General features: G+C 72.6%; 26 protein-coding genes. 8 read left to right on the top strand and 18 right to left on the bottom strand.

Annotated elements, in window-relative coordinates; translation table 11 throughout:
- Positions 1-74: 74 nt before the first annotated feature.
- Positions 75-1,862, bottom strand: coding sequence for a substrate-binding and VWA domain-containing protein (locus E6R60_RS11515; RefSeq protein WP_136326368.1), 1,788 nt, complete (start codon positions 1,860-1,862; stop codon positions 75-77).
- Between the two features lie 184 nt (positions 1,863-2,046).
- Here E6R60_RS11515 and E6R60_RS11510 point away from each other — a divergent pair, with 184 nt between their 5' ends.
- Positions 2,047-2,826, top strand: a complete 780-nt coding sequence (locus E6R60_RS11510; RefSeq protein WP_136326367.1) for a type II CAAX endopeptidase family protein — start codon at positions 2,047-2,049, stop codon at positions 2,824-2,826.
- Between the two features lie 67 nt (positions 2,827-2,893).
- Here the strand turns inward: E6R60_RS11510 and E6R60_RS11505 are convergent, their stop codons facing one another.
- A complete protein-coding gene (locus E6R60_RS11505; protein ID WP_136326366.1) occupies positions 2,894-3,715 on the bottom strand; it encodes a PhzF family phenazine biosynthesis protein in 822 nt (273 codons plus the stop codon).
- A 166-nt stretch (positions 3,716-3,881) separates the two neighbouring features.
- Between E6R60_RS11505 and E6R60_RS11500 the strand changes: the two genes are divergently transcribed.
- Positions 3,882-4,514, top strand: coding sequence for a PadR family transcriptional regulator (locus tag E6R60_RS11500; protein WP_136326365.1), 633 nt, complete (start codon positions 3,882-3,884; stop codon positions 4,512-4,514).
- Positions 4,515-4,767: 253 nt separating this feature from the next.
- Here E6R60_RS11500 and E6R60_RS11495 read toward each other — a convergent pair whose 3' ends face one another.
- The 4 genes from E6R60_RS11495 to E6R60_RS11480 all read right to left on the bottom strand — a co-directional run bounded on the left by E6R60_RS11495 (position 4,768) and on the right by E6R60_RS11480 (position 7,795).
- Positions 4,768-5,385 (bottom strand): class F sortase, encoded by a 618-nt coding sequence (locus tag E6R60_RS11495; protein WP_136326364.1) that lies wholly within the window; start codon positions 5,383-5,385, stop codon positions 4,768-4,770.
- Positions 5,386-5,437: 52 nt separating this feature from the next.
- A complete protein-coding gene (locus tag E6R60_RS11490) occupies positions 5,438-6,148 on the bottom strand; it encodes a hypothetical protein (protein ID WP_136326363.1) in 711 nt (236 codons plus the stop codon).
- Positions 6,149-7,090: 942 nt separating this feature from the next.
- Positions 7,091-7,522 (bottom strand): SRPBCC family protein, encoded by a 432-nt coding sequence (locus E6R60_RS11485; RefSeq protein ID WP_136326362.1) that lies wholly within the window; start codon positions 7,520-7,522, stop codon positions 7,091-7,093.
- 78 nt (positions 7,523-7,600) lie between these two features.
- The gene (locus tag E6R60_RS11480) at positions 7,601-7,795 is read right to left on the bottom strand and encodes a hypothetical protein (RefSeq protein WP_136326361.1); all 195 of its coding nucleotides are present in this window, start codon (positions 7,793-7,795) and stop codon (positions 7,601-7,603) included.
- A gap of 244 nt (positions 7,796-8,039) precedes the next feature.
- Here E6R60_RS11480 and E6R60_RS11475 point away from each other — a divergent pair, with 244 nt between their 5' ends.
- The 3 genes from E6R60_RS11475 to E6R60_RS11465 all read left to right on the top strand — a co-directional run bounded on the left by E6R60_RS11475 (position 8,040) and on the right by E6R60_RS11465 (position 11,085).
- On the top strand, positions 8,040-8,573 hold the full coding sequence (locus E6R60_RS11475) for a Clp protease N-terminal domain-containing protein (RefSeq protein WP_136326360.1): 534 nt from the start codon (positions 8,040-8,042) through the stop codon (positions 8,571-8,573).
- A gap of 392 nt (positions 8,574-8,965) precedes the next feature.
- Positions 8,966-9,970, top strand: coding sequence for an EamA family transporter (locus tag E6R60_RS11470; protein WP_136326359.1), 1,005 nt, complete (start codon positions 8,966-8,968; stop codon positions 9,968-9,970).
- A 158-nt stretch (positions 9,971-10,128) separates the two neighbouring features.
- Complete coding sequence (locus E6R60_RS11465) at positions 10,129-11,085, top strand: EamA family transporter (RefSeq protein ID WP_136326358.1); 957 nt, start codon at positions 10,129-10,131, stop codon at positions 11,083-11,085.
- Positions 11,086-11,144: 59 nt separating this feature from the next.
- On the opposite strand, the gene E6R60_RS11460 is transcribed toward E6R60_RS11465, so the two are convergent.
- Entirely contained in the window at positions 11,145-11,840 is a 696-nt protein-coding gene (locus tag E6R60_RS11460) for a pyridoxamine 5'-phosphate oxidase family protein (protein ID WP_136326357.1), read from the bottom strand.
- A gap of 35 nt (positions 11,841-11,875) precedes the next feature.
- Here E6R60_RS11460 and E6R60_RS11455 point away from each other — a divergent pair, with 35 nt between their 5' ends.
- Complete coding sequence (locus tag E6R60_RS11455; RefSeq protein WP_136326356.1) at positions 11,876-13,207, top strand: aminotransferase class I/II-fold pyridoxal phosphate-dependent enzyme; 1,332 nt, start codon at positions 11,876-11,878, stop codon at positions 13,205-13,207.
- Position 13,208: 1 nt separating this feature from the next.
- Here the strand turns inward: E6R60_RS11455 and E6R60_RS11450 are convergent, their stop codons facing one another.
- Entirely contained in the window at positions 13,209-14,285 is a 1,077-nt protein-coding gene (locus E6R60_RS11450; protein ID WP_136326355.1) for a DMT family transporter, read from the bottom strand.
- Positions 14,286-14,323: 38 nt separating this feature from the next.
- On the opposite strand from E6R60_RS11450, the gene E6R60_RS11445 reads away from it, so the two are divergent.
- Positions 14,324-15,244, top strand: coding sequence for a LysR family transcriptional regulator (locus E6R60_RS11445; protein WP_136326354.1), 921 nt, complete (start codon positions 14,324-14,326; stop codon positions 15,242-15,244).
- Between the two features lie 9 nt (positions 15,245-15,253).
- Here E6R60_RS11445 and E6R60_RS11440 read toward each other — a convergent pair whose 3' ends face one another.
- Positions 15,254-15,730 carry a pyridoxamine 5'-phosphate oxidase family protein gene (locus tag E6R60_RS11440; RefSeq protein WP_136326353.1) on the bottom strand — a complete coding sequence of 159 codons (477 nt, stop codon included), beginning with the start codon at positions 15,728-15,730 and terminating at the stop codon, positions 15,254-15,256.
- Positions 15,731-15,927: 197 nt separating this feature from the next.
- Between E6R60_RS11440 and E6R60_RS11435 the strand changes: the two genes are divergently transcribed.
- Positions 15,928-16,611: a cysteine hydrolase gene (locus tag E6R60_RS11435; protein ID WP_136326352.1), complete on the top strand. Its 684-nt coding sequence runs from the start codon at positions 15,928-15,930 to the stop codon at positions 16,609-16,611.
- On the opposite strand, the gene E6R60_RS11430 is transcribed toward E6R60_RS11435, so the two are convergent.
- The 9 genes from E6R60_RS11430 to E6R60_RS11390 form a co-directional block, all read right to left on the bottom strand.
- Positions 16,595-17,047 (bottom strand): Rieske (2Fe-2S) protein, encoded by a 453-nt coding sequence (locus E6R60_RS11430; RefSeq protein WP_136326351.1) that lies wholly within the window; start codon positions 17,045-17,047, stop codon positions 16,595-16,597. The two genes, E6R60_RS11435 and E6R60_RS11430, sit on opposite strands and share 17 nt — an antisense overlap.
- Positions 17,048-17,120: 73 nt before the next feature.
- On the bottom strand, positions 17,121-19,286 hold the full coding sequence (locus E6R60_RS11425; protein ID WP_136326350.1) for a prolyl oligopeptidase family serine peptidase: 2,166 nt from the start codon (positions 19,284-19,286) through the stop codon (positions 17,121-17,123).
- Between the two features lie 164 nt (positions 19,287-19,450).
- A complete protein-coding gene (locus tag E6R60_RS11420) occupies positions 19,451-21,055 on the bottom strand; it encodes an MDR family MFS transporter (RefSeq protein WP_136326349.1) in 1,605 nt (534 codons plus the stop codon).
- Positions 21,056-21,157: 102 nt separating this feature from the next.
- Positions 21,158-21,763, bottom strand: a complete 606-nt coding sequence (locus E6R60_RS11415; protein WP_136326348.1) for a TetR family transcriptional regulator — start codon at positions 21,761-21,763, stop codon at positions 21,158-21,160.
- Between the two features lie 53 nt (positions 21,764-21,816).
- A complete protein-coding gene (locus E6R60_RS11410) occupies positions 21,817-22,617 on the bottom strand; it encodes an SDR family oxidoreductase (protein WP_136326347.1) in 801 nt (266 codons plus the stop codon).
- Positions 22,618-22,664: 47 nt separating this feature from the next.
- Entirely contained in the window at positions 22,665-23,741 is a 1,077-nt protein-coding gene (locus E6R60_RS11405) for an acyl-CoA dehydrogenase (protein WP_136326346.1), read from the bottom strand.
- The gene (locus E6R60_RS11400; RefSeq protein ID WP_136326345.1) at positions 23,738-24,730 is read right to left on the bottom strand and encodes an acyl-CoA dehydrogenase family protein; all 993 of its coding nucleotides are present in this window, start codon (positions 24,728-24,730) and stop codon (positions 23,738-23,740) included. Before E6R60_RS11400 ends, E6R60_RS11405 begins: the two co-directional genes overlap by 4 nt.
- Positions 24,730-25,905, bottom strand: coding sequence for an acyl-CoA dehydrogenase family protein (locus tag E6R60_RS11395; RefSeq protein ID WP_136326344.1), 1,176 nt, complete (start codon positions 25,903-25,905; stop codon positions 24,730-24,732). Before E6R60_RS11395 ends, E6R60_RS11400 begins: the two co-directional genes overlap by 1 nt.
- Positions 25,905-26,753 (bottom strand): enoyl-CoA hydratase, encoded by an 849-nt coding sequence (locus E6R60_RS11390; RefSeq protein WP_136326343.1) that lies wholly within the window; start codon positions 26,751-26,753, stop codon positions 25,905-25,907. The genes E6R60_RS11395 and E6R60_RS11390 overlap by 1 nt, the downstream gene beginning before the upstream one ends.
- Between the last annotated feature and the right edge of the window lie 17 nt (positions 26,754-26,770).

Raw genomic sequence — 26,770 nt, 5'->3', positions numbered from 1 at the left:
GGGGAACCGGGTGTGCTGACGGCCCGGGACGTCCGTCTCCCGGGTCCGGCAGCCGGACGCACGCCGGTGCGGCCCTATTCCTCGGCCGCGCCGCCGCTCTGTCCCGCGGTCATGACCGCCTGCAGGATCACCGCCTGGATCTCGGCCGGGTCGCTGACCTGGTAGCCGCCGCCACCGGTCACCTTCGCTATGTCGTTCACCTCTTCCCGGTCGGCGTCCGGGCCGACCGCGATGGCGAGGAGCGGTACCGGGCGCTCCGGGTCGGAGATCTTCTTGAGTTCGGCGATCAGGGCGGAGCGGGTGAGGGAGCGGTCGTCCTGGTTCGAGCCGTCGGTCAGGATCACCACGGCGTTGAACTTGCCCTTCACGTAGGTGCGCTGCGCCTCCTTGAAGGCGGCCAGCGCGGTGTCGTACAGACCGGTCGCACCGTCGGGGACGGGCTGCAGCGACGAGAACGCCGCGGCGAGCTTGTCGCGGTGGGTGCCGCCCCCCTTGGCCGGGTCGCCGAGCCGGCTGGTCGCCACCAGCCTGCGGTAGTCCTTGTCGCCGTCGAGCCGGGTGGCGAACTCCCAGAGCCCGATCTCGTCGTTCGGCGTGAACTGGTTGAGGGCCTGGATCAGGGACGCCTTGGTGACGTCCATCCGGGACTGGTTGCGGCCGGGCACGAGCGTGGCCATCGACCCCGAAGCGTCGACGACGGTGGTCAGCCGCGCGCTCTGGACGGTGATCGTCCACATGCCGAGCGTCTTCTGCAGGGTCTCGTCCGAGGGGGCCGCGCCGGGCGCCGTGGCGTACGGCTGCGGCGACCTGCCGCCGGCCGCGGCGACCAGGGCGGCGTCCGCCGTGCCGTCGACCGTCCGGAAGCCGTGCTCCTCCAGGGTGCGCTGGGAGGCGTCCTCGGACAGCAGCGTCATGAACCGCAGCGCGGCCCGGCTCTCGTCCGTCGTCTGTTCCTCCTCGTTGACCAGGGTGAACGGGTAGTCGAGGAGCGGGGCGCCGTCCTCGGGATAGAACAGGTCGAGCTTGCCCTCGCCCGTCGACTCGGCGTTGTGGGCGAACGCGGCCTGCTCCGAGAGGAGCACCGCCTGGTTGCGTGCAGGATTTCCCTGCTCGGCCCCGGAACTGTCCTGCGGCAGGGTTTCGACGACCTGGGTGTCGCCGTCCGACATGCGCTGGGCGAGCAGTTTGGCGGTCGCCGCGGCCCTCGTGTCGCTGTCCCCGCCCAGCTTGTCTGAGGAGACGCCGATGCTCGTGAGCGCCAGCAGTCCGGTGGCGCTGCGCGCGGGGTCCGCCGAGCCCAGACGCACCTTGTCGGACTCCATGGCCGCCGCGGTCAGTTCGGCCCAGGAGTACTTCTTCCCGGGCCAGCCGAGACTCCTGGCGGCGGACGGCACCATCGCGAGGGTGACGGGTGAGGAGGCGACGGAATCGCCCGGCGTGATCGGGATGGCGTCTCCCATGCCCTTCGCCCGGTTCAGCCAGAGATCGGAATCGGGCAGCCACATCTGGTAGTCCGGTGCACGGGTGCCGCGGGCGAGCGCGTCCGCGACCTTGTACGAGTCACGGGCCACCACCTCCACGTCCACGCAGTGGCCGTCGGATCTCAGATCGTCCTCGCGCGCCTTGTCGGCGACGGCGCGCACGGCGGGGGCGATGTCCGGTGAGGTCATCATGGAGAGGTGCACGGCGGTGTCCTGGCAGGACTTCGAGAACGACAGCAGGCCGCCCTGCGCCGCGACCGCCGTTCCCGCGGCCACGGCGAGAACGAGCGTGGTGGCGATGGCTACGGTGCGCCGGCGACGCGGTGGACGGTCCCCGCTTCCGCCTCTGGCGTAGTCGTCGGGCAAGCTGTGACGTCCCATGTCGGTGGTGCCCCTCCTTGAGGATGAACAAGGAAAAGGGGGACCACGCCCTCGGCAATGGCGCCCGCCCCCCGGCCTGTCGCGCATGATCTTCGTACCTGCATTCGAGACCCTAGCGGGGCGGGGAGCGGCTTGGGACGTGAATGCACAACTGAAGGCAGGTGTACAGGTGGAGGCGGGGCGTGTGGCTGATTCTTTGCCTCAGGAGGCCGTGTCACAACGGATCCTGCGGTCCGAGACGGTGTTGGTGCTGGCCCTCTCGCTGGGCGCCAGCGGGGTGTCTGCGCTGATCAGTTTTGTCGGATCCCTGACGAAACCAGGGGGTTTGAAGGATCAGGCGGCCACCCTCAACAGTTCCTACGCGCCGGGACGCCCTTGGCTGGATCTCGCCTGGCAGCTCTTCGGAATCACGACCGCGCTGGTGCCGGTCGCTCTTGTGGCGCACTTGCTGATCAGGGAGGGCGCCGGGCTGCGGGTGATCGGTTTCGACCGCACGAGGCCGTCCTCCGACCTGGGGCGCGGGGTGTTGGTGGCGGCGGGGATCGGCAGCGCGGGTCTGGCCTTCTATCTCGTCGCCCGTGCGGCGGGGTTCAACCTCACGGTCGTTCCCGAGTCGCTGCCCGACGTGTGGTGGAAGTTCCCGGTTCTCATCCTGTCGGCGATCCAGAACTCCGTGGTGGAGGAAGTGATCGTCGTCGGGTATCTGCTGCGCCGGCTCGGGCAGTTGGGGTGGACTCCGATGGCCGCACTGGTCGCGAGTTCGGTCCTGCGGGGTTCCTACCACCTGTACCAGGGGATCGGCGGCTTCGTCGGCAACATGGTGATGGGCGTCGTCTTCGTCCTGTTGTACCGCCGCTGGCAGCGGGTGGGACCGCTGGTCGCCGCGCATGCCCTGCTCGACATCGGCGCGTTCGTCGGCTACGCCCTGCTCGCGGGGAAGGTGGGGTGGCTGCCGACGCCGTGAGGCCGGGTGTGCGACGGGAGGGGGTGGGCGGGACGAACCGCCCACCCCCTCCCGTCGTCCGTCCTCATCACAGGGTGACGAGCAGTTCACCGTCCACGACCGTCACGGCGCTGCCCGTCAGCAGGGTGCGGTCGCCGCGCAGTGACGTGCGGACCAGTCCTGACCGGGCGGATGCCTGGAGGCCGGTCAGTTCGTCGCGGCCGAGCCGGGCCGACCAGAACGGTGCGAGGGCGGTGTGGGCACTGCCCGTCACCGGGTCCTCGTCGATGCCCACGGCGGGAAAGAAGCCACGGGAGACGAAGTCGTAGCCGCGGTCGGGTGAGGCGGCGGCCGCCGTCGCGATCACGCCGCGCCGCGCGTGGGCGGTCAGCGCCGCGAAGTCCGGTGCGAGTCCTCGTACGGCTGCCTCGTCGGTCAGTTCCACGAGCAGGTCGCAGACGTGCGGGCCCGTGTCGTGCACCGAGACGATGTCCGCCCCCAGAGCGGCGGCCAGGCCCTGCGGCGGGGCTTCGGGGGTGAGGGGGGCGGTGGGGAAATCGAGCGTGACGGAGCCGTCCCGGGTCACGGTCGAGGTGAGGATCCCGCACCGGGCGGCGAAGCGCACCGTGCCGCTCGCGGTCGAGGTGGTGTGCAGGACGTGGGCCGTGGCGAGGGTGGCGTGGCCGCACATGTCGACCTCCGTGGACGGCGTGAACCAGCGCAGCGCCCAGTCGGCCGCGCCGCCCGGCGGCAGCGGGTGGGCGAACGCGGTCTCGGAGAGGTTCAGCTCCGCGGCGATCTGCTGGAGCCGGCTGTCGTCCGGGAAGCCGTCCGGGCCGAGGAGCAGCACGCCCGCGGGATTGCCGGAGAAGGGGCGGTCGGTGAAGGCGTCCACGATGCGAATTCTCATGATCCGACGGTAGAGGCGCGGCCAGGCGGCAGGCCAAGGCCAATTCCGGGTCGGCGGCTCGAGAACCGGCGCAAGGGGTTGTCCGAACGACAGGTTCCGATATATCGTTGACGCATCGCGACAGTGCGGTGATAGATGAACGATCAGTCTGAGGAGGACTACGGTCATGCGTGGACACGGACATGAGCATGGACACGGACGCGGCAAGGGGCGGGGCCCCTTCGGGCCCGGTCAGTACGAGCGGGGTGACTTCGAGGGGCGCCGGGCGGCCTTCGGGCAGTTCGGCCCGCCGTTCGGTGGCGGCCCCTTCGGGGGCGGCCCGTTCGGCGGAGGGCGCGGCCGCGGCGGCGGCCGGGGGAGGGCGCGCCGCGGTGACGTACGCGCGTCGATCCTCGCGCTGCTGAAGGACCGGCCGATGCACGGCTACGAGATGATCCAGGAGATCGGCGAGCGCAGCGGGGGTGCCTGGCGGCCCAGTCCCGGCTCGGTGTACCCGACCCTTCAGCTGCTGGAGGACGAGGGCCTGATCGTCAGTGCGAGCGAGGGCGGCAAGAAGCTGTTCACCCTCACCGACGCGGGCCGCACCGAAGCGGACTCGGCGGCGGACGCACCGTGGGAGGAAGCCGGCCGCGGGGTCGACTGGGAGACCGTCAACGAGATCCGGCAGACCGGTTTCGGCCTGATGGAGGCGTTCGGCCAGGTATGGAAGACCGGCACGCCCGAGCAGCGGGAAAAGGCGCTCGCGGTCGTGAACGAGGCGCGCAAGAAGCTCTACCTCATCCTCGCCGACGAGGACTGACGCCGGGGCGAGCGCTGAGCCGGTGGCGGAAGAACCGAGCAGGGAGAACCGAAGGGTCCCGCGGCATGGCCGCGGGACCCTTCGAGGTTGTCGCGTGATCGCGTCGGGGGGTGTGGAGGTGTCGTGCCCGGTCGGGGCCGGGGGCGGACGGCCCTGCGGGCTTCGGCCCCGGGCCCGCCACGGCCGGGAAGGAATGCGGAAGGCCGGTGCCTCGCCCCCGAGGCACCGGCCGCTTCCCTGCCGCCGACGGCTCTCAGGCCGCCTGCTTCTTCAGTGAGGTCAGATGGGCGAAGACGACCACATTGGCCGAGTAGCCCTTCTTCTTGTTGAAACGCCCACCGCACGTCATGAGCCGCAGCTCCGGGCGCTTGGTGGGCCCGTACACCTTGTCGTCCGGGAACTTGTCCTTCGTGTACGTCTTGACCTCGTCAACGGTGAAGACCGCGGTCACCCGGTCGGCCCGCGCGACCTTCACCGTGTCGCCCCGGTGCAGGGCGTTGAGGTTGAGGAAGATCGCCGGCCCGGTCTCCGTGTCGCGGTGACCGACGATCAGGGAGGTGCCCGCCTCGCCGGGCGAGGGGCCGTTCCGGTACCAGCCCACCTCCTTCGGCCTGCTCAACGGCGGGGCGCCGAGGTGCCCCTTCTTGTCGAGCCCCAGACCGGTGACCGGAGCCTCGATGAAGATGGCGGGCACGGAGACCTTCACCGGGCGTGAGCGCACCAGGGGTGGATGTGAAGCCCGCGGGGCCGGCCGGTCGCCGCCCCCCGCGGCGTCACCGTCGCGGGCGGCGGTGACCGACTGGTCGTCGGGCGAGCCGGAGCTCGCCCAGACGACGCCGGTCACCACCGAGGAGAACACGCACAGGGTCATCGTGAGGCGACATGCGCGCGTAGGCCCTCGTCGCCGCCGTCTGCTGCGGGGACTATGCCTCGTGACGGGCACGGCGGCGTGCGGATCGGCGGACCATGATCAGCCCCGCGGCGCCGGCCGCTCCGGCCGCCAGCGCAGCGGTGGTGCCGACGTTCGAGTCGCTCTCGGAGCCGGCGCTCTCCATGTCCGGCACGCCACCGCCGCCGGCGGGAACGCCGCCCGAGGGCCGCTCGTATCCGGCGTCGGAACCCGCATTCGACGAGCCTTCGGAGCCGCCCTCGGACGAGCCCCGGGAGTCGCCCGCGGACGAGCCCTGGGCGCCGCCCTCTCCGCGGCCGCCCCTCTCGGCGGGCTTGGTGCAGTCGACCTTGAAGGTCTTCGTCTTCACCGGACCGGCGACCCACGTCAGCTGGTACGTGCCCTCAGGGAGCAGGTACTCCTGGCTGCGCGCCGAACCGTTCACGAGCGGCAGCGTGCTCTGCAGGATGTTGCCCGGGGGGACGGTCGGGGGCTGCGCGGTGATCGTCCACGGAACGAACGGGAGATCCCCGAAGTTGCTGGCGGTGAGGACGAACTTGCAGACCTCGAGGCCGTCGCCGCCGCGGGAGCTCCAGCCGCTCGAGCGGACATCGATGTCACCGCTCTCGCCCAGTGCGGAGGCGGTGGTCGCCCCGGCCAGCGTGGCTCCGGCGATCGCGACCGCAGCGACTGCGGCGGCGCCTGCGCGGGCGCTGCGGGAACGGATGGAAGCGGAAATGCGCATGCTGAACTCCTTCGAGCCGGGATGATTGTCGTACTGATCAACCGATCGCCTAAGAGATGCCATGACTCCGGGGAGAAATGCGAGCCAACACCGACAAAACGCCGAGGAATACCCTGAGTAGCCGATAGTGCGCCAGAATGGGTGATCTCAGGCGGGGGTGGACGGTGTGTGTGCCCCTTGGCCGGGAACGTCCGTGCTCTCTGGCGGGGGAGAGGCCGGTGGGCGACCCGGGGGCGCTGCTCGGCGCCTGCGATCGCGCCGGGGGTCCGCGGGGCGGGGAGCTCCGGCCGCGTGGCGTGGAGGCGCCGCACCCGCGGGCTCCCGGATGGCCCGCGGAGGTCCCGTGGGGTGCGGCCGGCCTCGGCCGCCCCGGTGCCCGCTCGTGTGTGCACGGCCGCGCGACGGCCGGGGCTGCCGGAGCCGCCGGAGCGGCGCGAGGGCGGGTCGACTCCGCCTTCACGGCTCGGAGCGCAGCGCCCGGGCCGGGGTGACGCGGCAGGGGTGCGGGGTGCGCCGTCAGGGCCTGTTGTGGAACGGCAATTCCCGCTGCGGTGACGGGTGTTCGTCTCCGGCGGGGCTACTCGTGCGCCTGATGCCGCTAGGGCGTGTTTCGAAAGTCCCGCCTGCTCGGCGACGCCTGGCACTTCCCCGAGCTCTCGGCTTCGCTCGAGCAGGGGAGACCCCATTGCTCGCCGCGTTGTCGGGGTCGCCCCGATGCAACCAGTATCGGGGCGCCCCTCCGCCTTGCGATCGCACGCACCAGACGCCGCCGAGCCCGCCCTCCGGGCGGACAGCGCTACTTTCGAAACACGCCCTAGCCCGTCCGGGCAGGGGGAGTCGCTTCATCGCCCCTGCCCGGCCCGCCGGGAGTCGCGCCATGCCGCCCCGCCCGGCAGCGGGTTGGGTCCCTGCTCGCCGAGTGCGGCGGCAGTCGTGCGGGGGTCAGGCGACGATCAGGCCGTCCAGCTTGCGCAGCGACTCGATGAGCGCCGCGGTGGCCGAATCCTTCAGCTTGCCGGCCATCAACGAGACCGCTGCCCCGGTGAACTCGCCGTCGATGCGGATCGTGGTCGCTTCCCCGTCCGGTGTCAGCACGTAGCTCATCTTCAGGTTGACGCCCATCGGCCCTTTGCCTGTGGTCGTCAGCAGGCGGCCGTCCTCCAGCTCCGAGACCGTCCAGGTCACCTCGGCGGGGAACCCCATGAGCTTCATGTTCTCCTCGTAGGTGCCCGCGAGTTCGAGGGTGGCCGGGCCGCCCTTGGGGAAGCTGGTGTGGGTGGCGTTCCACTCGCCGTACGTGCTGAAGTCCGTCAGCTGGTCCCAGACCTTCCCGGCCGGTGCTGCGATGCGCGCCTCTGCACTGACTTCGGCCATGCGACCACCCCTTCTCGACGGGTAACGGTGTCGCGGAACGTAGCGGCAGCGGCCAGAACATTCAATACTGATGAAGCGTCAGATCTGCCGGTCGGTTCCGGCGCGCCAGATCAGGGCCGCGTCGAACCGGTCGGAGGCACGGGGATGCGGCCCGTCGTCATGGCAGTGGAACGCCGCCCAGAAGAGGTCCGCACGCAGCGCGTCGGACGGCGCGTGGACGCGGTAGACGTAATCGCGCCCGTCGAGCGCCGGCAGGGAGACGAGCCAGCTCACCTCCGGCACCCCCCTCCGCCGCCGTAACGGTGTTCCCGTCTGTGAGACGTAAAGGGGCGGGCTTCCGGTTGCTCCGGGAGCGCAAGGCAAGGCGGCGCGCGCCGTTTGCCCGAATCCCGACCCCGAACGGCGCGATCTCATCCGTAAGGAGGAGGTCTCGCTCCTCTGTGCCCAACTCGGGTGGGAGGCGGCAATGAGACTCTCCGGGGACGCTCCGGGCCGTTCTGGCTGATGGGGTGGGAAGGTGCAGAACCGGCCCCCGCAGACCCCTCGACAGCCCGCTCCCGACCACAGTGCCGAGCCCGGCATCGGACTCGCGGATGCGCTGGCCGCCGTGGTGACGAGTGCGCGCAGGCGCGCCCTGCGTGACGGTGACCGGCAGATCGACACGGCTCACCTGCTGCATTCCCTCATCGAGTCGGACCCCGAGGTCCGCGCGGCTTTCGACGGCGGCCCGCAGTTGGCCAGAGTGCTCGGCTACCTCGTGCAGCGCAGCATCGGGTACGGCCTCCGCTGGCAGGGTGCGGTGGAGGACTCGGGTGCCACCCCGTCGGTCACGGACGGGGGTGCCGAGGGCTGGTCGCCCTCGGTCGCGTCCGCGATGGCGGGTGCGTCCCGTCGGGCCCGGGACCGCGGACGTGAACAGGCCGGCGGGCTCGACCTGCTGGCGGCGCTGGCCGCGGACCCGGGGAGCCGGGCCGTCGAGGTGCTGGAGCGGGCGGGCGTCGACGCGGCCCTGCTCGCGAGCCGGATCGTGCAGGTGTCCGGCCGGGGGTGACCGCCGGACACGAAGCCCCGTTCTCCGCTCCCGGGTTCCCCTCGTGCCGCGAAGCCGGTGACGTGGCCGCCCACGCCGCCGAACGCTCAGTTCACGGTCATAGCCAGGCAGGGGGCCGGGATCGAGCGAGCGACGGGGCCGCGCGGGCGTCCCCCGGCTGGCGGGTCTCCACGTCGTGGACGGACTGATCGCCCGGACGCGACTGCGTGGATGCCGTCGCCGTCGCCCGCCGGCGGGGCGACCGGATGGAGCGCCGCGGCGCGGGGTGGACGGCCGAGGACCGATGCAGGCGCCCCTTTTGCTCCTGTCAGGGGCGTCAATGACATCAGAGTGTTACTCGCGTCAGGCGTCACAGGGGTGACGCTCCTGACGTCGGCTGTCATGATGTGCCGATGCACGCGTCTCAGGGGAGAAGCGCCGGCCTGGGGCTCGCCCTCGCCTCGGCCTTCGCATTCGGTGGTTCCGGAGTGGCGGCCAAGCCGCTCATCGAGGCGGGTCTCGACCCGCTCCACGTGGTGTGGCTCCGCGTGGCGGGCGCCGCGCTCGTCATGCTGCCCGTCGCCTGGCGCCACCGGGACCTGGTGCGCAGCCGGCCCGTGCTGCTCCTGGGCTTCGGCCTCCTCGCCGTCGCGGGCGTCCAGGCCTGCTACTTCGCCGCCATCTCCCGCATCCCGGTGGGTGTCGCGCTGCTCGTCGAGTACCTGGCACCGGCGCTGGTCCTCTGCTGGGTGCGCTTCGTCCAGCGCCGACCGGTGACCAGGGCGGCCGCCGTCGGCGTCGTCCTCGCGGTCGGCGGCCTGGCCTGCGTGGTCGAGGCGTGGTCCGGGCTGAGCTTCGACGCCTTCGGACTGCTGCTCGCCCTCGGTGCGGCCTGCTGCCAGGTCGGCTACTTCGTCCTCTCCGATCAGGGGAGCGCGGACGCGGCCGGCGGTTCCGAGCCGCCGCATCCGGTCGGTGTCATCGCCTACGGACTACTGGTCGGGGCCGCCGTGCTCACCGTCGTGGCGCGGCCGTGGGGCATGGACTGGTCCGTACTCGGCAGGGACACCGCCATGAACGGCACGCATGTGCCCGCCTGGCTGCTCCTCGCCTGGATCGTGCTGCTCGCCACCGTCATCGCCTACGTGACCGGCGTGATCTCGGTGCGTCTGCTGTCGCCCGCCGTGGCGGGCGTCGTCGCCTGTCTGGAAGCCGTGATCGCCACCGTGCTGGCGTGGGTGCTGCTCGGGGAGCATCTGGCCGCACCGCAGCTCATCGGGGGCGCGCTCGTGCTGACCGGGGCCTTCATCGCGCAGTCGTCCACGCCCAAGGCGCCCTCCGGCCCCCTCGCATCCGGCCCCGGTGGGGAGCGGGCGGCGGCCGAGGAGCAGTTGCCCACCGGGCGTGCCGCCTCCTAGGGTGACGATCATGCGTGTGACCGTGCTTCCGCCGCCTGCCGCCTGACGCGGGCGGCCCCACCTGACGAAGACCGGGCTCGGGCAGTCCCCGAGCGGTTCGTCGCTGCCCGCGTGCGGAGCCGAGCGACCGCCTTTCTGTCTTCCTCTGGAGAAGTCACGTGTCGAACCCTGCTTCCGGCCTGCCCGTCGGGCGGAGCCTGTGCTATCTGATCATCGCCGGAGTGGCCTGGGGCACGGCCGGTGCCGCCGCCTCATTGCTCTTCGCGGCCAGCGATCTCGGCCCCCTCGCCCTGTCGTTCTGGCGCTGTGCGGGCGGCCTCGTCCTCCTGCTCGCCGCGCTCGCGCTGCGGCCCGGGCGCCCGGCCGCCGTCGCCGAGTCCGCGCGTCGCCGGCTGCTGCGCGTCGGCGGCACGGGCATCGGCCTCACCGTCTTCCAGACCGCGTACTTCGCCGCCGTCCAGGCCACCGGCCTCGCCGTCGCCACCGTGGTGACCCTGGGCGCGGGGCCCGTCCTCATCTCCGTCGGCGCCCGGCTGACGATGGGGGAGCGGCTCGGCCTCGGCGGCCTCGCCGCGATCGCCGGAGCGGTGGCCGGTCTCGCCGTCCTGGTGCTCGGCGGTGACACGGGGACGGTACGGCCTGCCGGGATCTCGCCGGCCCTGCTGTCCGCGGCCGGCTACGCCGCGCTCACCCTCCTCACCCGCCGGCTCGGCCGGGACGGCGGCGGCGCGGACCCGCTCGCCACCAGCGCCTGGGCGTTCGGAATCGCCGCCGTCCTCCTGCTGCCGATGGCGGCCGGTGAGGGGCTCGTGCCGCGGACGGAGCACGTGGCGCAGGTGGTGACTCTGCTGCTGTACGTCGCGGCGATCCCCACTGCCCTCGCCTACGCGCTGTACTTCGCGGGCGCCGCTGCGGTGCGGGCCGCCACCGTGTCCGTGATCATGCTGCTCGAACCGGTGAGTGCCGCGGCGATCGCCGTCGTCGTGCTCCATGAGCGGCTCACGGCGGCCACGGTCGCCGGGACCCTGCTGCTGCTCACGGCGGTGGTGGGGCTGGCCGTCGCCGAGACGCGCGGGGTCGCGCGCGCCCGCGGGGAGGTGGCCGTCGCGGCGTGACCGGTGAGCGGGGGCCGGCCGGCGTGCCGCCGCTCAGCCCCCGCTCCGGCGGGACCGGTTCAGAGCGCCTTCAGGTACTCGGGGACGGAGATCGACGGATCGAGGTCGTCCGAGGGGACCGGCTCGGCGTAACCGCGCGTGAGGGGGACGACGCCCGCCCAGTGGGGCAGGGTGAGATCCCGCTCCTCGTCGTTCGTGCCGCCGGTGCGGACCTTGGCGGACACCTCCCGCAGGTCCAGCCGGATCACGGCGGTGGCCGCGAGTTCCTTCTCGTCGGCGGGCCGGCAGTCCTCGGACCGCCCGGGTACGGCCTGCTCCACGATCGCGTCCAGGGCGACGCGCCGCTCCTCGGGGTCGGTCACCGTGTGCGCCACGCCGTGGACGACCACGGAGCGGTAGTTGAGCGAGTGGTGGAAGGCGGACCGGGCGAGCACCAGCCCGTCGACATGCGTCACGGTCAGGCAGACGGGCAGTCCTTCCGCGCCGCCGCCCGCCGCCCGCAGCGGGCGGGAGCCGGTCGAGCCGTGTACGTAGAGCCGTTCGCCGACCCGGCCGAAGAGGGTGGGAAGGACCACGGGGGCGCCCTCCCGTACGAAGCCCAGGTGGCAGACGTACGCCTCGTCGAGTATCGAGTGGACCGTTTCCCGGTCGTAGGAGGCCCGGTCGCGCGAGCGGGTCGGGACCGTGCGTCCGGTCGGGGCGTAGGCGGCTGCGGCGTCCGGGGCCGTGGTCTGCTGGGGTGCGGTCTCCGGCATTGCGTACTCCATTGCACTAGTGCATACTGTTCTTTGTGCTAGGAGAGTATCGGATCAGTGGGCGGCGTGCATCGGAAATCGCCGCCAGTGTGGAGCGGGCCGTCGGGTCGGGCGACCTGGCGCCCGGGCAAGTGCTGCCTCCTCTGCGGGAGTTGGCGAGCCGGCTGGGGGTGAACCCCAATACGGTGGCGGCCGCCTACCGCACCCTGCGGGAGCGGGGCGTGATCGAGACGGCCGGGCGCCGGGGCAGCAGGGTCCGGCCGCGGCCGGCGAGCACCGCGCGCGGCTCGGTCAGGGTGGAGGCGCCGCCCGGTGTGCGGGACCTGGGCGAGGGCAATCCCGACGCGGCACTGCTCCCCGGGCTCGCGGAAGCCTTCGCCTCGGTCACCGAGTCCTACGCGCAGGCGCCCGGCATGTATGCGCAGGAGTCCGTGGACCCCGAGTTCGCCGCTCTGGCGCGCGCCGGGTTCGACGCGGACGGCGTCCCGGCCGGGCCGGTGATCGCCACCTCGGGCTCGCTGGACGCGATCGAAAGGGTGCTGGTCGCCCATCTCCGGCCGGGCGACGCGGTCGCGGTGGAGGATCCCGGCTGGGGCAGCCTGCTGGATCTCGTCCCGGCGCTGGGCATGCGGGCGGTACCGGTCGCCGTCGACGACGACGGCCCGCTGCCGGACGCCCTCGGCGCGGCCCTGGAGGCGGGTGCGCGTGCGGCCGTCATCACCGACCGGGCGCAGAACCCGACCGGGGCGGCGATCGGCGCCGGGCGCGCGGCCGAACTGCGGGCGGTCCTGGCCCGGCACCGGGACGTGCTGCTGATCGAGGACGACCACGGACACGCCATCGTCGACCTGCCGCTGCACCCCCTGGCCGGCGTCACGGACCGCTGGGCGTTCGTGCGCTCCGTCGCCAAGGCGTACGGGCCCGACCTGCGGGTCGCCGTGCTGACCGGGGACGCGGTCACCGCCGACCGGGTCTCCGGACGGCAGCGCCTGGGTCCCGGCTGGGTCAGCCGGCTGCTGCAGCGGGCGGTGGTGCACCTGTGGGTGACCGGCGCGGTCGACTCCCGGGAGGTGGCCCGGTCGTACGCGCGCCGCCGGGACGCGCTCGTCGGGGCCCTGGCGCACCGGGGCGTCGAGGCCCACGGACGCAGCGGGATGAACGTGTGGGTCCCGGTGAGCGACGAGACGGGGGCCGTGGCGCGACTGCTGCACGCCGGCTGGGCGGTGGCGCCCGGATCCCGCTTCCGGATGACCGCACCCCAGGGAATCCGGATCACCGTGTCGCCGCTCACCGACGAGGACATCGGGCCGCTCGCGGACGCGGTGGCGTCAGCGGCGGGGCCCGCCGCCCCGCGCAGCTACGGATGAGCTACGACGACTCCCGGTGCGGGGCCGCGGCGGGCTCGGGAGGCGCGGAAGCCCCGGCGGCGCGCGGCCTGCTCTGCGTCAGTGCGGCGCCCGCCAGGACGACGACCGCGCCGACCGGGGTGTTCCAGCTCAGCTGCTCGCCGAGCACGGCGACTCCGGCGGCGGTGGCGATCACCGGGATGAAGTAGGTGACCATCTGGGCGGTCGTCGGGCCGACCTCGGTGACCAGGCCGTACTGGAGCAGCACGGCGAGCCCCGTTCCCAGGGCCCCCAGGGCGACGACGGCCAGGGTGGGCCGGAGCGGGAATCCATCCGGTGCCGAGGTGAACAGCGGCGTGACCAGGGTGAGTTGCACCGTGCCGAGGAAGAGCTGGCTGCCGGTGAGGGAGAGGGCCGACGAACCGCTGCCCGCCAGAGTCCTCCGGACGTAGATCCAGCCGACGGGATAGCTGAGGGAGGCCAGGAGCGCCATCGCCGTACCGCTGACGTCCAGACCCGTGAAGCCCTGCCACGCGCCCAGCACGGTCAGTACGCCGAGGAATCCGAGCCCGAGACCGGCGACGCGCCGACGGGTCGGGCGGTCCTCGGAGAGGGCGACGAGGGACAGCGCCATGCCCCACAGCGGTGAGGTCGCGTTGCAGATGCCGGCCAGGGTCGACGGGATGGTGAGTTCCGCGTAGGCGAACAGGGAGAACGGCAGGGCGTTGAGGAAGAAGGCCGCGACGGCCAGATGGCCCCAGGTGCGGGCGGTGCGCGGCAGCCGCTCCCGCTTCACCACCATGGCCGCGGCCAGGACCGCGGTCCCCGACAGGAGCCGCCCGAGCGTGACCTGGAACGGCGCGTAGCCCTCGGTTCCGACCTTGATCAGGAGGAAGCTGAAGCCCCAGATGAGGGAGAGTGCCGCGAAACGCAGCCGCCAGTCCAGCGCCGGACGGGCGGTGGCGGTGGGACCGTCGGATCCGGTGGGTGGGGAGACCGGAGGGGGCTGGCTGACTCCCGGTGTCACGGTGGCCGGGCTTGCCGGTGCGGGCGGTGCGCTCATGAGGGCAACGATGACGAAGGTTATCTCGTAGCACAAGTGAGACTTTGTGTCGGCTCCCGCGTAGCATTGCTTACATGTTGAACCTGGAGCGCCTGCGCACCCTCGATGCCCTGGCCCGGCTCGGTTCCGTCAGCGGCGCCGCCGAGGGGCTGCACGTCACCACCTCCGCCGTCTCCCAGCAGATGGCGAAGCTGGAGCGTGAGGTGGGCCAGCAACTGCTGGCCAGGAACGGCCGGGGCGTCCGGCTCACCGACGCCGGACAACTGCTCGCCGACCACGCGGCCCGCATCCTCTCGCAGGTCGAGCTCGCCCAGTCCGACATCGAGGCGCAGCGGGGCGAGGTGGTGGGCGAGATCCGGCTGGGCGCGTTCCCCACCGCGGCGCGCGGACTCTTTCCGGCCACGCTCCTGGCGCTGCGCGCGGCCCACCCCGAACTCCGGGCGCGGACCCGGGAACTGGAGCCCGAGGACGGGATCCGGGCGGTACTCAGGGGGGACATCGATCTCGCCGTGGTGCTGGACTGGAGCAACAAGCGGCTGCCGGTCCCGGGCGGCCTCGCCCGTGCCCACCTGCTCGACGACGCGCCGGACATCGCCATGCCGGCCGGTCATCCGCTCGCGGAGCGCGACACGGTCGACCTGGAGGACTTCGCCGAGGACGACTGGGTGTCGTGGCCCGAGGGTGAATTCTGCTACGACTGGCTGATGTTCACCCTCCGCTCCAAGGGGATCGAGCCGCGCATCGCCCACCTCGCCGGCGAGCACCACACCCAACTCTCCCTGATCGCCGCGGGAATGGGGGTCTGCGTGGCGCCCCGGCTGGGCCGCGGGCCGGTGCCCGACGGCGTGCGCCTGGTACCGGTCCGGCAGAAGATGCGACGGCACGTCCACGCCGTGTGGCGGGCGGACGCCGACCGGCGTCCGTCGATCAGGGCCGCGGTCGCGGCACTCCGGGAGGCGGGGCGGGAGCTGGACGATCCCCTGGGGGACGAGTAGCCGCGAGGCTCAGGTGCCGGCCGGGCCGGCCAGTTTGCCGAAGTCCCACGAGGTGACGGTGTCGGGTGTGAGCCGCATCCAGGCGTGTCGGCCGTCGTGCGGCATCGTCTCCATGCCGAAGTACTTCGCTGCGAACAGCCGCTCCGGAACGGTGAGTTCGGGACACGGTTCGCCGGTGCGCGGGGCCTCGCCGACGAAGACGGCGTCGCCCGCGAGTTCGATGCCGCGCAGCTCTCCGTACTCCACCCCGTCGTCGACGACCACGGAAATCCTCGGGTCCTGGCTCAGCTGCGACCAGCGCAGGCTCCGGGTGATGGAGTAGAGCCACAGCGAGGTTCCGTCCCAGCAGAACCAGAGGGCGCCGACGTGCGGGCGGCCGTCCGCCCCGACGGTGGCGACCCGGCAGGTGCGCTGATCGGCGAGGTACGCGTCGCGCTCCTCGTCCGTCATCATGATCCGGCGGCCCCGCCGCTGACCGAGTGCCATGGGAAGACCCCTTCCTGTGAGCCGGAGCCGCTGGCGCCCCTCGCCGCGGCCCGTGGACCGTCGCGGGGGAGGCATCGCCCGGCACGGCACTGGGCGGCCCGACAGCTGACTGTGTGGCAGGAATCATGGGGCCTCTTCCTTCATTGCGCAATGAGGGTTAGCCTCGCGCGCTCGATCCGTCACCGAGAGGGGCAGCCGTGGCGACCAGGGAACAGCTGGCCGGACAGACCGAACCCGCGACCACCGTCCTGCTGACGGTGGAATGCCAGCAGGGGGTGGTGGGTCCCGGCAGCGCGCTGCCCGAACTGGCCAGGGAGGCCCGGTCGTCCGGGGCCCTGCACAACGTCGCGCGGCTGGTCTCCGCAGCACACGAGGCCGGCGTCCAGGTCATCCACGCGGTGGCCGAACGCCGCCCGGACGGCCGCGGCGCCAACAGCAACGCCCGCCTCTTCCGTGCCGCGGAGCGGCTCCCCGTACAGCAGCATTCCGGCAGCACGGCGGTGCGCATCGCCGAGCCCATCGAGGTGGCGGAGCAGGACCTCGTCGTCCGCCGGCTGCACGGGCTGTCGCCGATAGCGGGGACGGACGTGGACGCGCTGCTCCGGAATCTCGGCTGTCGCACCCTCGTCGTCACCGGCGTCTCGGCGAACGTCGCCATTCCCAACGCGGTCTTCGACGCCGTGAACCTCGGCTACACGGCGGTGGTGCCCTCCGATGCCATCGCGGGGGTGCCCGCCGACTACACCCCCGCGATGATCCGCAACACCCTCGCCCTGGTCGCCACGGTGACCGCGACCGACGACCTGCTCGGCTGCTGGCTGAGAGGAGGCGGACGGTCCGGGGGAGGGCGGGGCGGGCCGGAGGCTAGGAGGTCAGGCTGATCGAGTCGCCCTCGACCGTGATCGCGGCGGGGGGCAGGGGCTTGGTGGCCGGGCCCCCCTTGACGGCTCCGGTGGCCACGTCGAAAGCGCTGCCGTGGCACGGGCAGTGGATGGTCCCGTCGGAGACGCTCGACACGGCGCAGCCCAGGTGGGTGCACTTGGACGAGAACGCCTTGAACTCACCGGCCGCGGGCTGCGTCACCACGACCCCCTGATCCGCGAAGACCTTGCCGCCGCCCTCCGGGATGTCGGCGGTCTTCGCGAGGACGCCGCCCCCGCCGCCCCCACCGTCGTCGGACTGCTCGACGACACCGGAGCCGGCCGCCTCCTTCGAGCCCCCGCACGCGGTCAGTACGGCGGCCGCGGAGACGGCGCCGGCCGCCGTGACGACGGTCCGGCGTCCGATGCGGACCTCGTGGTCCTGCGATGCGCTCATGCTGGCTGTTCCTTCCACGGTGTTCTCGGCTCCGACGCTTCGTCCAGGGGTACGCGCGGCCGGTGAGCTGTGTTCAAAGACCCAGGGACTTCCTCAGGAAATCCAGCTCCAGCAGCAGCAGGCCGCTCGCGGTGCGCTCCTGGCCGACCAGGTGACCGGCGCCCGAAAGCGGCAGCACCGTGTGCGGCCTGCCCGCGGCGAGCAGTGCTGCGGAGAACCGCAGCGTGTGCGCCACGGCCACATTGTCATCGGCAAGACCGTGGACGAGCATGAGCGGCCGCGTCAGCCCCGCCGCCTCGTCCAGGAGCGAATTGCGGGCGTAGTTCCCCGGCTGGACGTCCGGGTGGCCGAGGAAGCGCTCCTCCCAATGGGTGTCGTAGAGCCGCCGGTCGGCGGGGGCCGCACCCGCCACCGCCGCGTGGAAGACCTCGGGGTGCCGCAGCACGGCCGCCGCCGCCAGATACCCGCTGAACGACCAGCCGCGCATCGCCACCCGGGTCAGGTCGAGGTCGGGGTGGCGGGCGGCAGCCGCGCGCAAGGCGTCGATCTGGTCCTCCAGGACGGCCGTCAGGCGGTCCCCGTACACCGACTTCTCCCACGCCTCGCCGCGGCCCGGCGTGCCCCGTCCGTCCGTGACCAGCACCGCGAACCCCTGCTCGGCGAACCACTGGGCGACCGCGACCCACCAGGTCCGCACCTCCAGCACGATCTGCATGCCATGGCCGGCGTAGGGGCTGAGCAGCACCGGCAGCGGGCCGTCGCCCGGCCGGTGCCAGGACGGCAGGTAGAGCCTGCTGCGCAGTTCCCGGTCGCCCAGGCTCAGGGCCAGCGGCCGCGGGATGACGAGGGGCGTCTCGGCCATCACGGAGATGCGGCCCGCCGGCACGCCGTCGCGGAGCACCGTCACGGTATGGCCGTCCGGTGTCCTGCTGTCGAGGACCACGGTCGGGCCTCCGACCGCCGCCGTGTGCACACCGGGTGTGCCGCTGACGCGTACGGGGCCTTCGCCGGGAGCACCGCAGGCGTGGGACCAGACGTGGATCTCGGTCGGCTCCTCGCCCCCGGTGAAGAACACCCGGCCGCCCGCCGTGCCGATCACCTCGCGGACCTCCAGGCCAGGCGGTGTCGTGGTACCGCCGATGTCCAGCCCCTGGGTGTCGCCGCCCGGCCGCGCGGGGACGACGAGCGCCCCGGAGCCGAGACGCGACGGGGTGCCCGGACGAAGGGCGACCCAGGCCGGGTCGTGGGTCCGGTGCACGGTCCGGGTCGCCCCGGAGGCTTCGTCCACCTCCAGTACGTACACCGAGCGCTGGTCCCGCGTCTGTACGGAGACGAGCGGCCCGTGACGGTCCCAGCCCGCCGCCACGACGTACTCGAACGCCCGGTCCGTCCAGGCCCCTTCGGGGTGTCCCTCGCCGGCCTCGGCGGGGAGGCGGACGCCGGTCCGCTCCCCGCCGACCCCCACCAGATGCAGCGACACCTTCGCGTTCGCCGTACCGGCGGCCGGATATGCCACCACGCGGGGCGGACGCTCCGGGTCCGAGGGGTCGGCGATGTACCGGCGCCGGACCTCCGCCGTGTCCACCCGGGCGACGAGGAGCGCGTCACCGCGGGGCGACCACCAGTAGCCGCGCGAGCGTCCGATCGACTCCTGCGAGACGTAGTCGGACAGCCCGTACGTGACCTGCTCCCCCTCCGGTTCGGCGAGCGGCCGGTCGCCGGTTCCGTCCACCCGTACGGTCCGCAGAGCGCCCCCGGAGACGTACGCGATCAGGGAGCCGTCGGGTGAGGGACGCGGATCGACGACCGGTCCGGCCGTGGCGATCCTGCGCGGGGCGCCGCCGTCGGTGCGGACTGCCCACAGGACACCCCCCAGGGCGAAGACGGCCAGCCGTACCGAGGCGTCGGCGGCGTAGGAGACCACCCCGGAGGAGGTCACGCGGGCGCGCTCCCGCCGGGCCGCTTCCTCCGGCGGCGCCTCGCCCGGGACGTCGTCCGCGAAGCCGGGGCCCAGGGGGTCGGCGAGCATCCGCTCCGCGCCATCCTCGTACAGCCAGAGCCGGCTCACGGGGTCGGTGCCGGAGGTGGTCCGGACGAACAGCACCCGTTCGCCGTCGGGGGAGACGGTGAACTGCCGGGGCACACCGAGCGAGAAGCGACGGGTGCGTGCGAACTGGAGGGGGAAGCGTTCCACGGCGGTCGTGGACGCGGCGGCAGGGGTGTCGAAGGGGGGAGTCATGGCGACACCATGACAGGCCGAAATAGGTTCGATCCATCCTGGTCCGCCCTCATATGATGCAAGGCTCGGCGGTGCAGGAGCCCCCTCGGGCGCGGCGCGGTCACGACGGAGCCCCGCGCCGACGCGCGACAGGCGCGTGCGGTGCGGGGCTCCGTGACCGGTGATCAGTGCGTCGTGGTGACCGGCTTCGCCGCCGCGGCGGTCTCCTCCGCGAGCCGCTCCATGCCGCTCTGGGTCCTGAGCGGCTTCTCCTTGATGAAGAGGACCACGATCAGGGCGAGGAACGCGAAGGGGGCGCCGATCAGGAAGACGTCCGCGGTCGCGGCGCCGTACGCCTGCTCGACCACCTGGCGGGCCCCTTCGGGCAGGCTGCCGAGGTCGGGAACGCTCTCTCCGGCACCCCCGCCGTCCGCCGCACCGCCGAAGCCCTTCTCCAACTCCTGGGCCACCCGGTGGGCGAGCACCGCGCCCAGCGCGCTCGTGCCGATCGCGCCTCCGAGACTGCGGAAGAACGAGAGGACCGAGGTCGCCGCACCGAGTTCGGAAGCGGGAACGTCGTTCTGTGCGGCCAGCACCAGGTTCTGCATCAGCATGCCGACGCCCACGCCGAGCACGACCATGTAGAGGCTGAGCACGGTGAACGACGTGTCGGCGCCGATCGTGGACAGCAGGCCCATGCCCGCCGTCATGATGATGCCGCCCGCGATCAGGAAGCCCTTCCACTTGCCCCGGGAGGAGATGATCTGCCCGGCGACGGTCGTGGAGACCATCAGACCGAGGATCATCGGCAGGCTCATCAGACCCGCGGTGGTCGGCGACTTGCCGAGCGAGGTCTGGAAGTACTGCGAGAGGAACACCGTGCCGCCGAACATGGCGACGCCGACGAGGAGGCTCGCGATCGTCGTCAGCGCCACGGTGCGGTTGCGGAAGATGTCCAGCGGGATGATCGGTTCCTGGACCCTGGACTCGACCAGGACCGCGGCGGCCAGCAGGAGCACGCCGCCACTGACGAGCGCGGCGGTCTGCCACGAGGCCCAGTCGAACCGGTTGCCCGCGAGGGTCACCCACAGCAGCAGGGCACTGACACCGCTCATGATGAGCACGGCGCCGAGATAGTCGATCTTCACTTCCCTGCGGACGGTGGGCAGCCTCAGGGTCAGCTGGAGCAGCACGATGGCGAGCAGTGCGAACGGCACGCCGATGAAGAAGCACCAGCGCCAGCCGAGCCACGAGGTGTCGACGAGCACACCGCCGATGAGCGGTCCCGCGACCGTGCCGACGGCGAAGACGGCGCCGAAGATGCCGGAGTAGCGGCCGAGTTCGCGGGGCGGAATGATCGCCGCCATGACGACCTGGGCGAGCGCGGTGAGGCCGCCCGCGCCGATCCCCTGGACGACACGGCTCACGATGAGCAGCCCGATGCTGTGCGAGAAGCCGGCGACGAGCGAACCGACGATGAACATCGACAGCGAGAGCTGGATGAGCAGCTTCTTGTCGTAGAGGTCGGACAGCTTGCCCCAGATCGGGACCGTCGCCGTCATGGCGAGGAGTTCGGCGGTGACGACCCAGGTGTAGGAGGACTGGCTGCCGTGCAGATCGGAGATGATCCTCGGCAGGGCGTTGGAGACCACGGTGGAGGCCAGGATGGCCACGAACATGCCGGCCATCAGGCCGGACATGGCCTGGAGTATCTGGCGGCGGGTCATGCCGGATGCGTCCCCCTCGGGCGCACCGGCCGTACCGGTCTCGGGTGTGACGGCAGCGGTCATCGGCTGACGTTCCTCATTCTCTGGTGACGTGACTGGTTCTGTGGTGACGGGTTCTGCGGTGAGCGGTGGTGGGGGCCGCGGAGGGTCCGGGCCGGACGTGCTTCAGACGGCCAGCCCCGCCGCCAGCGAGGCGAAGGCGTCGCGGCACAGGCTCTGGAACGTACGGGTGCGGCCGGAGGCCACCCAGACCTCCGCGGCGGCGCGCACGGCGGCGATCGCCGCGTGGGCCAGGAGCCGCGGGTAGAGATCGGTCTCGGGGTCCTGGCCCAGGCGCTCGGCCACGGCGGCGACGAGGGCGCGCTCGTCGGCGCCCTGGGCGGCGAGGAAGGCCGGAAGCAGCGAGGGGCTCGACCTGAGCACCTTCATCTGGAGCGCCCAGCGTTCATGGCCCTCCTCGATGGGGGCGAGTTCCTGGGCGAGCGCCTCGCTGAGGGCTTCGAGCGCCGTGAGGTGTTCCGGGGCGTTGAGCACGGCCCGGCGGGTCCGCTCGGCATGGTGCCGGCCGGGGCGGATGATCGCGTCCTCCAGGCACGGGAAGTAGTTGAAGAACGTGCGTACGGAGACGCCGACCGCGTCGGTGACCGCTTCCACGGTCACGTTCTCGATCCCCTGGTCCGCGGCCATGCGCAGCGCCATGCCCGCAAGGGCGTCGCGTGTCGCGCGCTTCTTGCGTTCGCGCAGACCGGGGGAAGGGTCGTCGGCACTCATGAAGATGCATGCTATGCAATTTTGCGCGCTGGGCAAAATTCTTTCGCGCGCCGCTACCGGGGCGGTCGGCCGGCCGCCTCCGCCGCCCTGACCGCCAGGTAGCGGGCGGGGAACTCGCCGCCGCCGTGCACCGCGAGGTCGGCGCCGTTGACGTATCCGGACAGACCGCCCGCGAGGAACAGGCAGGCGTGGGCGACGTCCTCGGGCACCGCCATGCGCGCCATCGGGATGACGCCCGCCACCGCCGCGCCGCCGTCCGCGCCGTAGACGGACGCCGCGCCCGCGGTGCGGACCAGCCCGGTGGTGATGTGGTTGACCCGGACCGCCGGCGCCCATTCCAGGGCCAGCGCCCTGGTGAGGGCCAGCAGTCCGGCCTTGGCCGCCGTGTAGGCCGCGGTGCCCGGCTGGGGATGCCGGCCGGAGACGCTGCCGATGTTGATGACCGAACCGCCGCTGTCCTGGGCCCGCATGACACGGTGGGCCGCCTGCGCCACATAGAACGGCGCGAGGAGATTGAGCGCGATGATCTTCTCCACGAAACGCGGCGAGACGGTGGCCGCGTCGGCGTCCGGGGAACCGCCCGCGTTGTTGACCAGGACGTCGAGCCTGCCGAAGCGTTCCACCGCGGCGTCCACCAGCAAGGAGGCCGCCGCCGGATCGCGCACGTCGGCCGGGACGAAGACGGCTGCCCGGCCGCGGGACTCCGGCAGCGTGTCCGGGGTGGTGCGGCCGCAGACGACCACCTCCGCGCCCGCGCCCAGGAACGCCGCGGCGACGGCGGCGCCGATGCCCTTGGTGCCGCCGGTGACCACGGCCACCTGCCCCGTGAAGTCCCACGGCGCGCCCGGATCCATGCGTTGATCCCCTCTTTCGGTCTGTCTCTCGGTGTCTCCGGAGCCGCTCAGCGGGCGGCCAGGCCCAGATCGGCGGCGAGCCGCGCCCGATGGAGGGCGGGCGGTCCGAGCAGTTCCCCCGCCCCGTGGGCGCGTTTGAAGTAGCGGTGTGCGTCGTGCTCCCAGGTGATGCCGATCCCGCCGTGCAGCTGGATCATCTCGCCGGCCACCGCCGAGAACGCCTCGGAGCAGACGGACTTCGCGACGGCCGCGGCCCGCGGCAGCGCGCCCGGGTCCTCGTCGGCGGCGAACGCCGCGCCGAGCGCCGCCGAACGCGCGGACTCCACCAGGACGTAGGCGTCGGCCAGCCGGTGCTTGACCGCCTGGAACGAGCCGATGGGCCGCCCGAACTGGACCCGGTTCCCGGCGTATTCGACGGTCAGCTCCAGGCAGCGCTCCGCCGCGCCCACCTGCTCCGCCGCGAGCGCCGTGCACGCCAGGTCCCGTACGCGCTCCAGATACCGCCCGCCGTCGCCGTCCGTCCCCAGCAGGCGTCCCTCGGCTCCGTCCAGCAGCCACCGGGCCTGGGCCCGGGTCTGGTCCATGGTCACGACGGCTTCCCGGCGCACACCGGCGGCTTCGGGCGCCACCTCGAAGAGCGAGACCCCGTGTGCCGTGCGGGCCGCGACGAGAAGGACGTCCACGTCCTTCCAGTCCAGTACGTGCTCCTTGGCCCCGGTGATCAGATGGCGGCCACCACCCGGCCCCGGCACGGCCTCGGCGCGCACGGCCTCCTGCTCCCAGGAACCCTGCTCGGCCCAGGCGAGGCTGCCCACCGCGCTGCCGTCGGCCAGGGCGGGCAGCAGCCGCCCGCACGCCTCCTCGTCGCCGGACACCAGCAGCGCTCCCGCCGTGAGCACCGAGGAGCCCAGACACGGCAGCGGGCTCAGGCACCGGCCCAGCTCCTCCATCAGCACCTGCACATCGCGGGCGCCGCCACCCGCTCCGCCGTACTCCTCGGGCACGGCGAGACCGGCGGCCCCGACCTGAGCGGTCAACGGGGCGTAGGCGTCGCATCCTTGATGCTCGGTCAGCAGGGACCGCAACGCGGACCGCAGCTCCTCCTGCTCCCGGGTCGGTCTCATCGGGCCGCTCCCATGACGCGGGCGCGACAGGCCGCCGGGGTTCCCCACGCGTCGCGCAGGGGGCGGGCCTTGCGGATCCACAGGGACAGGTCGAGTTCGTCGGTGTAGCCCAGGGCGCCGTGCAGCTGGAGGGCCGTGCGCGCCGCCGTGTACCCCGCCTCGCCCGCCGCGACCTTGGCCGCGGCGATGTCGCGGCCCGCGCCTTCGTGGCCGGCGGCGAGCGCGAGCGCGGCGCCGTGCACCAGCGGTCCGGCGAACTCCAGGGCCAGCAGCGTGTCGGCGAGCCGGTGCTTGACCGCCTGGAAGGAGCCGATCGCCACCCCGAACTGGCGCCGCCGCCTGACGTGTTCCACGGTACGGGCCAGCAGGGTCCGGCCGACGCCGAGTGCCTGCGCCGCCGTGGCGAGCGCGGCGACCTCGGCCGCGTATCCGGCGGCGGCCGTCACCGCGGGTCCCCGAGCCAGGGCCGTCCCGCCCGACGGCCGTGACAGCCGCCGCCCCGGGTCGGCCGAGGGCTGTACGGGACCGGAAGCGGTGGCGAGGCGCAAGGTGCCGCCGTCCACCACGAACACCGCGTCCGCCGCGTCGGCGTCCAGGGCGTACGGGCCGAGCGAGGTCAGACAGAGGGAGACGACCGACTTCCCCGAGGCGATGCCCGGCAGTCGCTCGGCGGCGACGCCCTCGTCGCCGAGCCGCCCGAGAAGGGCCGCCGCGGCAACCGTCTCCACCAGGGGCCCCGGGACGGCGTGCCGCCCCACCGCCTCGAAGGCGAGGGTGAGTTCGAGCGGCAGGGGGCCGAACCCCTCGTGCTTCTCAGGGACCGCGAGCGCGAACACCCCGGCCTCGGCCAGCCGTGCCCAGACGGCACGCCCCGGACCGTGGTCACCGGCAGCCCAGGACCGTACGGCGGCCGGGGTGTCGACCGAGGCGAGCAGGGCATCGAGGGAGCGGACGAACTCCCGCTGCTCGGCGTCGAGGAGGAATCGCATCAGCGGCGTCCCTTCGGCAGACCGAGCAGCCGCTCGGCGATGATGTCGCGCTGGATCTCGTTCGTGCCCGCGTAGACGGGGCCGGCCAGGGAGAAGGTGTAGCCCTCGGACCAGCCGCCGCGGTCCGGCGATTCGGCGGCGTGGTCGGCGAGTTCGCCGCAGGGGCCGAGCAGGTCGAGCGCCGTCTCGTGCAGCGCGATGTCCAGCTCGGACCAGTAGATCTTGTTGAGGCTGGACGCGGCCCCTGCGGGCCCGCCCCCGCCGTGCAGGACCTGGGAGGCACCCGCGTACGAGAACAGCCGGTAGGCGCGGGCCCCGATCACCGCGTCGGCCACCCTGTCCCGCAGGGCCGTGTCCGCCGGGTCGCCGTACGCGTGCCACAGGGCGGTCAGCCGGTCCGCGGCCGCGGTGAAGCGGCCCGGGCTGCGCAGGGTCAGCCCGCGCTCGTTGCCCGTGGTGCTCATCGCGACCCGCCAGCCCCGGCCGGGCTCGCCGATGACGTCCTCGTCGGGTACGAACACCTGGTCCAGGAAGATTTCGGCGAAGGCGGGCTTCCCGTCGAGCCGCCCGATGGGCCGCACGGTCACGCCCTCGGCGTCCAGCGGGAACATCAGATAGGTGAGCCCCCGGTGCGGCCGGTCCGCGTCGGGGTCGCTGCGGAACAGGCCGAAGGCGCGGTCGGCGAAGGCCGCCCGGGAGGACCACGTCTTCTGGCCGCTGATCAGCCAGCCGCCCCCGGTCCGTACGGCCCTCGATCTCAGCGAAGCCAGATCGGAGCCGGACTCCGGCTCGGACCAGGCCTGTGCCCAGATGACCTCACCGCTCGCCATCGGGGGCAGGACACGGGCCCGCTGTTCGTCCGTGCCGTGCTCGAAGAGGGTCGGGGCCAGCAGGTTGATGCCGTTCTGGCTGACCCGGCCGGGCGCCCCGGCGGCGTAGTACTCCTCCTCGAAGACCAGCCAGTGCAGCAGGGAACTCCCGCGCCCGCCGAACTCGTCGGGCCAGGAGACCACCGACCAGCGGTCGGCGGCCAGGGTGGCCTCCCAGTCCCGGTGTGCGGCGAAGCCTTCGGCGGTCTCCAGGGAGGGCAGGGCGCGGGCAGGGACATGAGCGGCCAGCCAGTCGCGTGCCTCGGCGCGGAACGCGTCGTCGGCCGCGCCGAAATCCAGGTCCATCAGCCGCCCGCCTCCTTCATCGCCCGGATGTCCATGCCGCCGAGCGCGTCCGGTGCGGTCTCGGCGTTGTGCGCGTGCGCCAGGTGGTGCAGCCCGAACACCGAGTCCATCCCGGTGTGCATGCCCTGCAGGTCCTCGGCCTGATTGACCGCCCGCTTCGCCAGCGCCAGTCCCATGCGCGGCATTTCCGCGATGCGCAGTGCCAACTCTTCGGTGTGCGCGGTGAGTTTTTCGCGCGGTACGACTCGGTTGACCATGCCGACCTCGTAGGCGCGCCGGGCGCTCATCCGGTCGCCGGTGAAGAGGAACTCCTTGGCGATCCGCGGCGGCATCACCCACGGGTGGGCGAAGTACTCGACGCCGGGGATGCCCATCCGGACCACGGGGTCCGCGAAGAACGCGTCCTCGGAGGCCACGATCAGGTCGCACACCCAGGCCAGCATCAGACCACCGGCCACGCACGCGCCCTGCACGGACGCGATGACCGGCTTGGGCAGCTCGCGCCAGCGACGGCACATCCCCAGGTACACCTCGGACTCCCGCGCGAACCGGCTCTCCGCGCCCTCCTTGTCCGAGTGGTCCCACCACAGCCCCGCCCGGCGCTCGAAGGGCAGATGCGCGTCGCGCCCGGGGGTCCCGATGTCGTGGCCGGCGGAGAAGTGCTTGCCCGCCCCCGCCAGGACGACGGTCTTCACCTCGCCGTCGTCGGCCGCGCGGTAGAACGCGTCGTCGAGGGCGTAGGTCATCGCGGAGTTCTGCGCGTTGCGGTAGCCGGGCCGGTTCATGGTCACCGTCGCGACCGGGCCCCGCTTCTCGTACAGCACCGGTTCGTCGTGGGCAGCGGACATCGGCCGCTCCTTCCCTA

The organism is Streptomyces sp. A0642 (genome assembly GCF_004795105.1).
Lineage (GTDB): Bacteria > Actinomycetota > Actinomycetes > Streptomycetales > Streptomycetaceae > Streptomyces.
The sequence above is the reverse complement of the archived record's forward strand: the minus strand, read 5'-3'. Positions and strand labels throughout refer to the sequence as shown.

Coding starts and splice junctions, on each gene's coding strand:
- E6R60_RS11515 (WP_136326368.1), bottom strand. CDS start 1,862: ATGGGACGTCACAGCTTGCCCGACGACTACGCCAGAGGCGGAAGCGGG.
- E6R60_RS11505 (WP_136326366.1), bottom strand. CDS start 3,715: ATGAGAATTCGCATCGTGGACGCCTTCACCGACCGCCCCTTCTCCGGC.
- E6R60_RS11500 (WP_136326365.1), top strand. CDS start 3,882: ATGCGTGGACACGGACATGAGCATGGACACGGACGCGGCAAGGGGCGG.
- E6R60_RS11495 (WP_136326364.1), bottom strand. CDS start 5,385: ATGACCCTGTGCGTGTTCTCCTCGGTGGTGACCGGCGTCGTCTGGGCG.
- E6R60_RS11490 (WP_136326363.1), bottom strand. CDS start 6,148: ATGCGCATTTCCGCTTCCATCCGTTCCCGCAGCGCCCGCGCAGGCGCC.
- E6R60_RS11485 (WP_136326362.1), bottom strand. CDS start 7,522: ATGGCCGAAGTCAGTGCAGAGGCGCGCATCGCAGCACCGGCCGGGAAG.
- E6R60_RS11470 (WP_136326359.1), top strand. CDS start 8,966: ATGCACGCGTCTCAGGGGAGAAGCGCCGGCCTGGGGCTCGCCCTCGCC.
- E6R60_RS11460 (WP_136326357.1), bottom strand. CDS start 11,840: ATGCCGGAGACCGCACCCCAGCAGACCACGGCCCCGGACGCCGCAGCC.
- E6R60_RS11445 (WP_136326354.1), top strand. CDS start 14,324: ATGTTGAACCTGGAGCGCCTGCGCACCCTCGATGCCCTGGCCCGGCTC.
- E6R60_RS11440 (WP_136326353.1), bottom strand. CDS start 15,730: ATGGCACTCGGTCAGCGGCGGGGCCGCCGGATCATGATGACGGACGAG.
- E6R60_RS11430 (WP_136326351.1), bottom strand. CDS start 17,047: ATGAGCGCATCGCAGGACCACGAGGTCCGCATCGGACGCCGGACCGTC.
- E6R60_RS11425 (WP_136326350.1), bottom strand. CDS start 19,286: ATGACTCCCCCCTTCGACACCCCTGCCGCCGCGTCCACGACCGCCGTG.
- E6R60_RS11420 (WP_136326349.1), bottom strand. CDS start 21,055: ATGACCGCTGCCGTCACACCCGAGACCGGTACGGCCGGTGCGCCCGAG.
- E6R60_RS11415 (WP_136326348.1), bottom strand. CDS start 21,763: ATGAGTGCCGACGACCCTTCCCCCGGTCTGCGCGAACGCAAGAAGCGC.
- E6R60_RS11410 (WP_136326347.1), bottom strand. CDS start 22,617: ATGGATCCGGGCGCGCCGTGGGACTTCACGGGGCAGGTGGCCGTGGTC.
- E6R60_RS11405 (WP_136326346.1), bottom strand. CDS start 23,741: ATGAGACCGACCCGGGAGCAGGAGGAGCTGCGGTCCGCGTTGCGGTCC.
- E6R60_RS11400 (WP_136326345.1), bottom strand. CDS start 24,730: ATGCGATTCCTCCTCGACGCCGAGCAGCGGGAGTTCGTCCGCTCCCTC.
- E6R60_RS11395 (WP_136326344.1), bottom strand. CDS start 25,905: ATGGACCTGGATTTCGGCGCGGCCGACGACGCGTTCCGCGCCGAGGCA.
- E6R60_RS11390 (WP_136326343.1), bottom strand. CDS start 26,753: ATGTCCGCTGCCCACGACGAACCGGTGCTGTACGAGAAGCGGGGCCCG.